The sequence below is a fragment of the Mesorhizobium sp. LSHC412B00 genome (assembly GCF_000503035.1).
Lineage (GTDB): Bacteria > Pseudomonadota > Alphaproteobacteria > Rhizobiales > Rhizobiaceae > Mesorhizobium.
In genome coordinates this window covers 22,980-29,380 of record NZ_AYWB01000031.1, presented here as the reverse complement: position 1 = coordinate 29,380, position 6,401 = coordinate 22,980, and the positions used below count along the sequence as shown (strand labels likewise).

2 protein-coding genes are annotated in these 6,401 nt (G+C 63.9%); one reads left to right on the top strand and one right to left on the bottom strand.

Features of this window, described 5'->3' with window-relative positions:
* Positions 1-5,620, bottom strand: a 5,620-nt coding sequence (locus X757_RS00570) for a kinesin (RefSeq protein WP_023728092.1), incomplete at its 3' end; no start/stop codon positions are given.
* Positions 5,621-5,933: 313 nt separating this feature from the next.
* Here X757_RS00570 and X757_RS136070 point away from each other — a divergent pair.
* Positions 5,934-6,272 (top strand): Hpt domain-containing protein, encoded by a 339-nt coding sequence (locus X757_RS136070; protein WP_023706163.1) that lies wholly within the window; start codon positions 5,934-5,936, stop codon positions 6,270-6,272.
* The last annotated feature ends 129 nt before the right edge of the window (positions 6,273-6,401 follow it).

Genomic DNA, 6,401 nt, shown 5'->3' with positions numbered 1-6,401 from the left:
GTACCGGCTCGGCCGGGCGCTGCACTGGCGCCTGCGGCGCCGGGCGCAGGGCGCGCGGTTCGGCATTGTCGCCGCCGCGTCCCGATTTCGCAACGATATCCGAAAGTTCCTTGAGCGCGTTGATCTGCTCGGCAACGGCACGGCGGATCGCCGAGGTCGATTCCTTGGCCTCTTCCGGCATTTCGATGACGCCCTTCTTGAGCTCGGCGCGGGTGAGGTCGAGCTCGCTCTTGATCGAGCTTGCGGTGCGCCGCATCTCCTCGGTCGCGTCGGCGAACCGGCTGGTTGCCGAATCGACCACTTCCGTTATGGCGATGCGGATCTTGTCGGCTGATGCCAGCGTCTTGCCTTCGGCATTCTGCATCGTCTGGCCGACAAGGTTTTCGAACGAACGCATCACCTTCTCGAGGTCTTCCGACTTCTTGACCAGGCCGACGGCGAGATCTTCGAGCGACGATTGCCGCTCAAGCGTGTGCTCCAGATTGCTCTGCGCCGAGCTCAACAGATCCGAAGCCGAGGACAGCAAGCGGCTGTGCTCGTCGAACTTGGTGGCGATCGAGGCCACTTCGCGCAGGGTCGACGACGACAGTTCGGTAAGCCGCGTCGTGTTCGAATCGACCAGGCGTGCCGAGCTGGCGAAGGTCTGCGCGGCCTTTTCGGTGGTTGCCGCGAAGCTTTGCGTGCTGCCGCTCAGACGTTCGTCAACCTGGCCGAGGTTGATCGCCGCCTGTTCGATCAGCTCACCAAGCTGCGAGCTGGAGACGCTCATGCGGCCGATGAGGTCGGCGACGCTATCGGCGAGCGACGAGCGCGCGCCTTCGACGGCCGACAGCGTTTCGGCGGTGCGGCTGGCGAGCGCGTTGACGAGGGCGGCATTTTCGCTGCGCAGCTTCTCGGTCGCGCGTTCGGTGACCTCTTCCATGCTCTTTTGCAGTTCCGAGCCGCCCTGGGCGAAGCGCTCCACCAGCGGCCGCGCGGTTTCGTCCAGGATCTTCGCCATCTCGGCCGAACGCGCCGCCAGCATCGTATTGAGCTCGCGGGTATTGGTGCCGATGGTCTTGGCAGCGTCGTTGGTGCTCTGGCCGATGTGCTGGCCGACCGCGGTAAAAGTCTCCGCAATCGTGTTGGCGCGCGAGATCAGTTGAGCTTCTGCGCTGGAGACCTGCTCGTTGAGCTTCTGGCCCATCGTCTCCGTCGTATAAAGAAGGCGGTTCTCGACGCTGGCGACCTGTTCCTCGACGCGCGAAGCTGCGGACGCAACGCTCGCGGCCAGCCGCTCGTCGGCGCCGGCAAGAGCCTGCTCCATCTCGCGGGCGTGGACGGCAAGTTCTTGGCCGGTCTGGCGTGCGCGTTCGGCAACGCGCTGCTCGGTGCTGGCGAAGGCACCGACGATGTTGTCGGCATGCTCGCCGATCGTCGACGTGGAGTCGGCGATGCGCGACACCAGGCGGTGATCGGCCTCGTCGAAGATGCGGCTGATCTCGGTGGCGCGTGCCGACAGCGCGTCCGAACCCTCGGCAATGCGCGAGATCAGCTGCTGGTCGGCGGCGTCGAAGATGCGGCCAAGGTCCGAGGCGCGGGCGGCCAGCGCTTCGGCGGATTCGCCGATGCGCATGCTCAGCCGCTGGTCGGCGCCCTCGAAGTTACGCAGGATGTCGCCGGCGCGGTCGGCCAGCGACTGCGCCGTCTCGACCGCGCGGGCGACCAGCTTCTGGTCGGCGGCGTCGAACGTGCCGGCGATCTCGCCGGCGCGGGCAGCCAGCCGTCCGGCCGTTTCTTCGGCGCGGGCGAGCAGCGAGTTCGACGTCTCGTCATGCCGGGCAAGCAGCACGCTCGTTGTGTCTTCGGCGCGAGCAAGCAAGGCATTCGTCGTATCCTCGGCGCGAGCAAGCAGGGCGCTCGATGTGTCCTCGGCACGTGCGTGCAGACGGCGATCCGCGTCCTCGAAGGTGCGGGCGATGTCCTCGGCCCGGGCCAAAAGGGCGGACGAGGTCTGCTCGGCACGCTCGGCGATCTTGCGGTCGGCGTCACTGAAGGCAGCACCGGCCTGTTCGTGCAGCGCGCTGGTGACTTCCATCACCTTCTCGCGCAGCGCGCCGGCAACGAAGACGGCGCTCTTTTCGAGCACGCTGCGGACATTGTCGACACCCACCGACAACGCGCGCTCCATGGTTCCGGCGCGCTCTTCGATGATGCCGGTCTGCTTGCTGAAGGCCTGCTCGATCTTCTCGACATCGGCAGCGATTGCCGCCGAGATATCGGTGCTTCTGCCGGCAATCTGGTCGATATGGCCCGACAGCGAGCGGTCGACATCCTTGCGTATGTCGGCGAGCTTTGCCAGATCGTCTTCCAGCGCCTGGGTCAACATGTTGCGGCCTTCGGCCAGCTTGCCGACATGGCCGGCGATGATGTCGTCAACCTCACCGCGGCTTGCCGACAGCTTCTGCAGGTCGGCTTCCAGCGCACGTTTCAGGATGTCTCGGCCCTCGGCCAGCTTCTCGACCTGGCCTGCGACCAGTCCGTCGATGCTCGACCGGCTCTCGGCCAGCTTGGCGAGGTCGTCCTCGAGAGCCTTCGACAGCGTCGCGCGATCCCGGACGAGCTTGTCGCTGTGACCCTCGATCAGGCTGTTGACATTTTCCAAATCCGCTTCCAACACCCGTGCGAACTCGCCACGGTTTTCGCTCAGCTTCTGCGACTGGTCGGCAATGGCGCTCCTGATCGCATTGAGATCGGCTTCGAGCGCCCGTGTGAGGATGTCTCGGCCCTCGGCGAGCTTCTCGACCTGTCCGGCGACCAGCCCATCGATGTTGGAGCGGCTCTCCGCCAGCTTGGCGATGTCGTCTTCCAGTGCCTTTGAGAGCGCCGAACGGTCCTGGACGAGCCTGTTTTGATGATCGGCCATGATGCCGCTGACATTGTGCAAATCGTCCTGAAGCGCCTGGGATAGCGTCGAACGATCCTGGACAAGCCGGCTCGAGTGGTCGGTGATCAGGCTGTTCACATTCTGAAGGTCATCCTTAAGCGCCTGGGATAGCGTCGAACGATCCTGAACAAGCCGGTTCGAGTGGTCGGCGATCAGGCTGTTCACATTCTGCAGATCGGCCTCCAGTGCCTTGGAAAGCTGACCGCGCTCTTCCGCCACCTTGTCGGAATGACCCGCGATGGCGCCCTTGATGGTGTTGAGGTCGGCTTCGAGCGCGCGCTTGAGGATATCGCGGCCCTCGGCCAGCTTCTCGACCTGGCCGGCGACCAGCCCGTCGATGCTCGACCGGCTCTCGGCGAGCTTGGCGAGGTCGGCCTCGAGCGTCTGTGACAACAGGCCACGATCGTCGGCAAGCCGGCTCGAATGGTCGGAGAGCAGGCCTCTGATGCCGGACAGGTCGTTCTCCAGCGCCTTGCTGAGTTCGGTGCGGTCCTCGGCCAGTTTCGCCGAGTGGTTCTCGATCACGCCCTTGATGCCGATAATGTCGTTTTCGAGCGCCTTGGTCAGGATGGCGCGGCCTTCGGCGATCTTTTCAACCTGGCCGGCGACCAGCCCGTCAATGGAGGCGCGGCTGTCGGCGAGCTTGCCGAGATCGGCTTCCAGGGCGCGCGACAGAATGTTGCGGCCTTCGGCCAGTTTACCGACATGTCCGGCGACCATTTCGTCAATGATCGTACGGGCTTGCACAAGTTTTCCGGAGTCTTCATGCAAAGCCTGGTTGAGCCGGTTGCGGCCTTCTTCAAGCCGCTCGAGATGGCTGCCCAGCGACGCGTCGATGGCGGCGCGCGACTCGTTGACCTTGCGCAGATCCTCTTCCAGGGCGCGCGAGATCAGGTTGCGGCCTTCGGCCAGCTTCTGCACCTGGTTCGTTACGGCCGCATCGATGCCGGCGCGGCCCTCGGCGAACTTCGCCAGGTCCGCCTGCATGGCAGCCGCCATGCGTTCGCGGCTTTCGGACAGCTTGCGGCTGTGGTTTTCGACGGCGTCCTCGATGCCGACACGGGCATCGGCAAGCCGCTGGATGTCGGTGTCGAATGAGCGCGACACGACATGGCGGGCGGCTTCCATGCGGCCGGCGAAATCGCTGGCGCGGGCTTCGAGCATCGACGAGGTCGACGAGACGATGTCGGCCATGTCGGCGCCGATCTGGGTCTTGCCCTGATCGATCATGGCCGACAAATGATCCTTGCTCTCGGCAAAGGTGTGGGCGATCTCGCGGGCGCGCTCGACCAGCGTTTCGTTGATCTGGCGGGCGCGCGCCTCGAGCGCGGCGTTGAGCTTCTGCGTGCCGGTATCGAGTGCTTCGGCGCGGGTCTGAAATTCGCTGATCAGCGCCTGGCCGCGCTCGGCCAGTGTCCGCTCGATGCCGTTCAGGCTGGACTCGAATTCCGAGCTCAGGGTGCGGGCGGCGCCGCCGAGCAGCGACACCATGCCTGTGGTGCGGTCGTCGAGCAGGTCGGTCAGCGACCGGGTCAGGCCGTCTGTGGTGTCCGTCAGCTTGGCGATGCGGGTGTCGAGCAGCGAAGCAAAGGCTTCGCCCGATGTCGACAGCCTGTCGGTGATTGAATCCAGCCGGGTTTCGACGGAATCGAAGATCGACATCGAGCTTTCATTGATGCGGTCGATCAGAGTGTCGCCGGAATTCGTGATCGTCATCGACAGCTTGGTCGACGCGTTGAGGATAGAGTCGCGAATAATGTCGGAGGCGGCGCCGATCTCGTCCTTCAGCGTTTCATGCGCGCCGGTGATCGAGGCGCGCACGCGCTCGGCATGAGTGACGACGGCTTCGCGCTCGCTGCCCAGCCCGTCGACCAGCGACCGGATGCGCGATTCATTCTCCGAATAGGAGCGTTCGATCTGGTTGACCTCGCTGTGGACCAGCGTTTCGAGCTCGACGGCGCGCGCCAGCGTGCGCTCGATGCCTTCGCCCATCGCCGCCACTTCACGGCGAACGGCCTGGCCGATCATCATCACGCGGTCCTGGGCGAGGTTTTCCGGCTCCGCCAAGCGGAAAGCCACCTCCGTCATCGACTGCGCGGCAATGCGCATTTCCTGCGCGCGGCGGATCATCGCCGCGAAGGCCCAAAACAGGACGACCGGTATGATTGCCGCGATCGCCAGGCCGATCAGTTCAGGGCGGGCGAGGATTTGATCGAACGTACGAATTTTCCAGATGCTGGGGCCAAACAGCAGATTGGCGAGGCCGCCGGCGCCGGCGATCCAGGCCAGCGACACGAACGCCACGACCCAATAGATCGTGCTAGACGCGCGCCGGTTGAGGCTGTGCAGCAGCGTCTTGTAATCTTTCTGGCGGTCATCGTTTGCCGGCTTGAAGCCGGCTGGCTGGGCGCTGTTGCGCGATTCGACCGGGCGCAGCTCGGCGGGCTTGACTGCCGGCTTCGCACTCTGGTTTTGTTGGACGGGCGCGTTTTGAGCGGGGGCGGGCTTCTGGGGGCGGCCTTCGCGCGCCAGTTCGTCCGCGGCCTGCGATATCTGCGCTTCCAGATCTTCCATCGACGCCGCGATATCGAGATCGCCGCTGCCGTCTCCGCTGAGATCGAGGTCTAGTGCCTTTTCGAGTTCCCTGGCTACGTCGCTGTCGAGAGTTCTGGTCGTCGTTGGTTTCTTCGCCATGCCTTCGCTACCCTGTACTAGCTGCCGAGGGACTTCTTATTTTTGCCTGATTCTGGCTCGTCTTATCCCACGCAGGAGGCTGAAAATGGACCTTCGTATCGTAATGACACACAGGGGTAAAGAAAACATGCATTCCGCGAGATACGTAAAACTTTAAATATAAGGTTAACGACAACGTGATCTAACCGCATCAGCGGCAACAATTTTCCAGCCCATTCATTAACGCGTTGGCGACGGAAATCGCCTATTTTTTTCGGCGATCGGCACAAGGAGTTTCAAATTGGTACGCGGTGAAAGCGGCATTGCCTTCTCAATGCCGGGCGGCGATGCGTCGGGACCGGCCCGTTCGCGCCCAGTGGATCTGGCCCATCTGGCCCGTCAGACAATGGGCGATCGCGCCCTCGAACAGGAGGTATTGGCACTGTTCGTACAGCAGGCGCTTTCCGTCCGCGACAGAATTGTCGATGCCGACGTCAGGGAGCGACTGCTTCTGGCGCATGGGCTGAAAGGTTCGGCGCGCGGGGTCGGCGCCTTTGCCATCGCCGACTGCGCCACCTCGATCGAACAGCAGCCGGAAGATGCGCGCATCCTCAAGCGCCTCGGCGCCCTGATCGAGGAAGTGCGCGATTTCATCGCCGCCATCAGCCGGTAATGGCTGCCGCTCGGCAGCGGCCACCGGGATGAATCGACGGGGCCAGGGCGTGCTTTGGCCGCTTTCCGAAAAAACGTCACAAAGCGGCGCTTTCGCGCGGCAGTTGACTTGTCCGGCGGAGTGATTATC

Coding starts and splice junctions, on each gene's coding strand:
- X757_RS136070 (WP_023706163.1), top strand. CDS start 5,934: ATGCCGGGCGGCGATGCGTCGGGACCGGCCCGTTCGCGCCCAGTGGAT.